The sequence below is a fragment of the Methylobacter svalbardensis genome (assembly GCF_037671525.1).
GTDB classification, from domain to species: Bacteria; Pseudomonadota; Gammaproteobacteria; order Methylococcales; family Methylomonadaceae; genus Methylobacter_A; species Methylobacter_A svalbardensis.
Map to the genome: position 1 here is coordinate 1 of NZ_JAWPOH010000127.1, position 4,383 is coordinate 4,383.

A 4,383-nucleotide genomic window follows, 5' to 3' on the forward strand; every position below is an offset into this window, starting at 1 on the left:
CTTCTGGAAAACATATGGTTGGGAGGGATTTGGGGCGTTTAGGGCCGACGGTTTCGCTACAGTACCGTGCTGCTGGATAATTTTCCAAGAATCAGGCTGCAAAAAATTTAAAAACTTGAACATCGAGTGTTAGTTCAATTACTTACGATACTAACCATACGATTTGGCTCAGTCGGAAAAACTTAATTTTTTTCGCAGAAAAAGACTAAATTACAATAAATATCAATAACATAAAATATTATAAATGCATAATATTGTCCCTTTCGAGGCGTTGGGCAGATATAAAAGCTTATCGTTATATAAGACAAACGATATTTATTGGGCATTAGTAGCGGCATATCCGATACTAAACTATAGACATTGAGCAGATTAGAACTTTTTTGGGTGTAGTCGCCAATGGCAGCTTTCTGGAAGCGGCCAATAGACTGTATGTTACCCAATCGACAGTGAGCACACGCATACAGAGACTGGAAGCCTATCTTGGCGTTACCTTATTTGTGCGCAATCGCTCCGATGCCACGTTGACGCTCCCAGGGCAGCGTTTTTTGCCCAAGCATACGGCATCGCCAGCACGCGTCAGTTTGCTTGATCATTGAAGCTGTAGAAAAAACCTAATGCCACACAACATCAAAGCCTAGACGAAAAGTGGCTTATTTTTGGCGTAATCGTGGCTTTCGTTATAAAGTGCGGCAATTAAATTAGCCTGATATACCATACCCACCAAGCGATTTTTATTGTTTACAATCGGAATCTGGCGATAGCCTTGGTTTGACATCAGGGAAATAAGATCGGCAATATGGGTGCTTTCCGGCAGGACACTAACTGCCCTTGTCATAATATGGCCGACTGATTCCGGTTTATCAGTCGTTACATTAGGCGTACGACGGATAAAAGCTCGAAACTTTTCAGAAAATGTTTCATTAGGGCCCACGTTAATGAATTTAAAAAAGTCATTCCAGGTGACAATGCCAATAACACGCTTGGCTCTGTCAATAACCGGCATGGCTTTGAGCTTTTCGCTCTGCATAATTTTCCATGTCTCTTCAACATCGGTTCCGTATTCAACTGTCAGTATATTCTTAACCATAATATCCGCACAGGTGATATTGCCTCTGCTGCGTTTAAAACTTTGCATTTGAGCATCGGTAAACAATTTGCTTAAGTCTGCCGCAGAGACATCCATAAACATGTCCATGTTTTCTAGCGCTTGTTCCAGATCCTGTTCTGAAATGCTGGTGCGCTGAGTAGGTTGAATGAGGCTGTTGAGTTTATGATTTTTATTGTCAGCTAGATGAGGAACTGTAGGATATTCATAACGCAAAACCCAACGGTTAATGGCAATCGCCATAATCAGCATAATGACTACGTTTAAGCCTACCGGCATCAACACAAAACCATAACCGAGTGACGTTATCGGATCGCCTGCCATGATTGGTGTAAGCGCTGTTGCCGCGCCTGGCGGATGCAAACATCTAAACAAAAGCATGACAAGAACACTTCCGCCAACGGCACAAGCCGATGCTAAAGCCGTATCAGTAATTACCTGAGCACTCCATATTCCGACTAAAGCTGATACCAATTGCCCGCCGACCAGTGGCCATGGCTGCGCAAGCGGGCTATGGGGAATGATAAATAATATCACTGCAGACGCCCCCATAGAGGCAACTATAATCGGGTAAGCGGCACTAGCGCTGAACTTATGAGTTATCCAGGCAACGACTAAAATAGCAATGAAACAGGAAACAACGGAAAGAAACTTGCCTTTGATGCTTAAATTTACCGGATCAAGGGTAATAAAGTGAAAAAACGGCTTAACCTTCATAATGAGCGACATCGTTCAGGTAGGGGTAACCAAAAAAGCATCGGCGTAAATATCGGCTGATGCAGCGCCTTTGAGGAAGGTCATTTTTTTCATTTGATTGACCATTTCAGGATGACCGCAGAGAAACGCACGCCAACCTTTTAAATCAGCTAATGAAGTCAACGCAACTTCGTTGACACGTCCGTGGCTAAAACCTTCAGGGACATGATTGCTAGATATGCAGGGGATGTAATGAAAATTTTGATGCTGTTCGGCAAGTTGGCGCATCTCATCAATCCGGTAAAGATCTTCAACTTCACGACTGCCATGAAACAGGTAAATGGGGCCTGAATGCCCCTGCGCAAGTGCGTCGGTCAGAATACCCGCCAGTGGCGCCAGGCCGGTTCCCGTTCCTACCAGAAGTATGCCTTGCTCACTTCTTTCCGGCAGGTAAAAACAATGCCCGCGCGGTTCGGATACGGCGATGGTATCCCCAGCCTTCATTTCATCATGTAGCCATTCACTAAACTTGCCGCCAGGTAAGCGGCGAATATGAAATTCCAGGGTATTGGATTCTTGCGGGGTATTGGCAATCGAATAGCTGCGCGTTAATCCGTCGGCTCTCTGTAAATTAACAAATTGTCCGGCGTTAAATTCGAACGCATCCTTAAAAGCTATGATCAGTAGTAGCGTATTCCTGTTGAGCATTTCGTTAACAACGACCGTTCCTTCGGTATAGAATTCCGATTGATCAGGCAGTTTGATGACCATATCCTGTTCTGGATGACACAGACAGGCAAGAAAATGATTGTGCTTTTTCAGGGTATTCTTTAATCCGGCCTGAGCGGCTTCAGGCGGAACGGTATCGGGACTGCGCACCATACAACTATGGCATGTGCCTTTTTTACAGGCATAGGAAATATTAACATTCTCGCGCAATAACGCATCCAGCACTGTTTCATCCGGTTGGCAAGAATAAGTCTTTTCTTCAATCGTTAATTTGTACATGATGCTACCGTTAAAACTGACTCCATAATGTTTGCAAGTCGAAGTAAGACATTATGGAGTAAGGTTAAAATTGTTTATCTGCCTAATACATCATTGCGTGTCGTTTCACAAATGGCCACCACTTCGTTGATGAGCTCTTGTGGGACATTTAACTCTACCAATGTTGCCCCCAAATCTTCTACGACTGCATCGAAATGACTATCATCTAAGCCCATCTTGACCAGGTGCGCATGACCTGTACGCATGTCTTCCGGTATAACTATGCGGGCCGCCAAATGCCATAGTCAAAAAAGCTTTTTGTTTGGCCGCCTGTTTTTCCATGTCAACGTTGTCGAAAAAACGATTGATACGGTGGTCATTCAGAACCTTGCGGTAAAAAATATCAACGGCTGCATTGACTGCTGGTTCGCCGCCTATTCTTTCATAAAGAGTTTGACTCATTGTTGCTTCCTCATTGTTTTATGTCAGTCATTATTATTATTTCTTCAGTAGTTATAGCCAAAATGTAACCAAACAGGATCGACTACAGGAAAATAATAACAAACAAATGTAACTTAAACAATATAAATATGTTATAAGTTATTTTGCTATTGAATACAGTGTTTTTGTTATTTTATAAAGCCATAGAGCGGACTAATAAAAGGAGTTTTTATGACTGAGAAGATCAGACCACGGCAGCATCAAATTTTAAAGCTGCTGCTAGAAAATAAAGCAGGGCTGAGTATTGATGAGATCGCCACTGCATTAAATATTTCCCGTAACGCTGTGCAGCAGCATATTACTGTTCTGGAAAGAGACGGTTATATACAAACTGGTGTTCTCAATAAAACAGCAGGACGTCCGGTGCGTAGCTTCGTTTTGACAGAAGCAGGAATTAACAGTTTTCCAAAGCAATATGCCTGGTTTTCTGAACTCATTCTTACTGACCTAAAAAACGAACTCGGTTCCGAAGCTTTTCAGCGCTATCTGCATAAGCTGGGCAGTAAGTTGTCACAAAATCTGTTGCCCCAATTTGAAGGAAAAGAGACAGATGAGCGGATTGAGGCACTATTGAAAGTGATGGATGGATTGGGTTTTAATGTAAGGAACATGACAGACTCCGGCAGTAATGAGCGAACTATTGAAGCCTGCAATTGTATTTATCATGACTTGGCTCAAAAACATGAAGAAATTTGCGAATTTGATAGAACGCTCATGTCCTCTTTACTGGATAAAGATATTGAGCATGTGGAGTGTATGGCAAAAGGTGGCAATGTTTGTCGCTTTAAAATCATCAACAAATAACTGAAACATCGTAGCTTTAACCAAGTAAATTAAATTGGGCTTGCTGAACAAAGCAAAAAGTTTAGCCAGTATTTCCACAAGAAAAATAAAGGTGATATTATAGCGAATCGCTACTATAGTGATTCGAACGCTGCGAGACAGGAGTCGAGTAGTCCCCAGAAGCGATAGTGCATGTGTTTTCACGAAGCGTCTTTTTGCGTAGTGAAAATACAGGCTTTCCGACATCGCGTCGAGTCATTGGAGAGCATGTGAGCTACCCCTTGTTGGGTAGCGATCGAGTGACCAGGACG

At 42.8% G+C, this 4,383-nt stretch carries 4 protein-coding genes and 1 pseudogene; 2 read left to right on the plus strand and 3 right to left on the minus strand.

Annotated elements, in window-relative coordinates:
• Positions 1–380: 380 nt before the first annotated feature.
• The gene (locus RW114_RS19970; RefSeq protein WP_340124492.1) at positions 381–596 is read left to right on the plus strand and encodes a LysR family transcriptional regulator; all 216 of its coding nucleotides are present in this window, start codon (positions 381–383) and stop codon (positions 594–596) included.
• Between the two features lie 38 nt (positions 597–634).
• Here the strand turns inward: RW114_RS19970 and RW114_RS19975 are convergent, their stop codons facing one another.
• From RW114_RS19975 to RW114_RS19985, 3 genes and pseudogenes are all read right to left on the minus strand, one after another.
• A complete protein-coding gene (locus tag RW114_RS19975) occupies positions 635–1,834 on the minus strand; it encodes an HPP family protein (RefSeq protein WP_340124493.1) in 1,200 nt (399 codons plus the stop codon).
• A gap of 3 nt (positions 1,835–1,837) precedes the next feature.
• Complete coding sequence (locus tag RW114_RS19980) at positions 1,838–2,809, minus strand: FAD-binding oxidoreductase (protein WP_340124494.1); 972 nt, start codon at positions 2,807–2,809, stop codon at positions 1,838–1,840.
• A gap of 74 nt (positions 2,810–2,883) precedes the next feature.
• Positions 2,884–3,250, minus strand: a pseudogene (locus RW114_RS19985) (group I truncated hemoglobin).
• A 210-nt stretch (positions 3,251–3,460) separates the two neighbouring features.
• Here RW114_RS19985 and RW114_RS19990 point away from each other — a divergent pair.
• Positions 3,461–4,093, plus strand: a complete 633-nt coding sequence (locus RW114_RS19990; RefSeq protein ID WP_340124495.1) for a helix-turn-helix transcriptional regulator — start codon at positions 3,461–3,463, stop codon at positions 4,091–4,093.
• Positions 4,094–4,383: the final 290 nt, after the last annotated feature.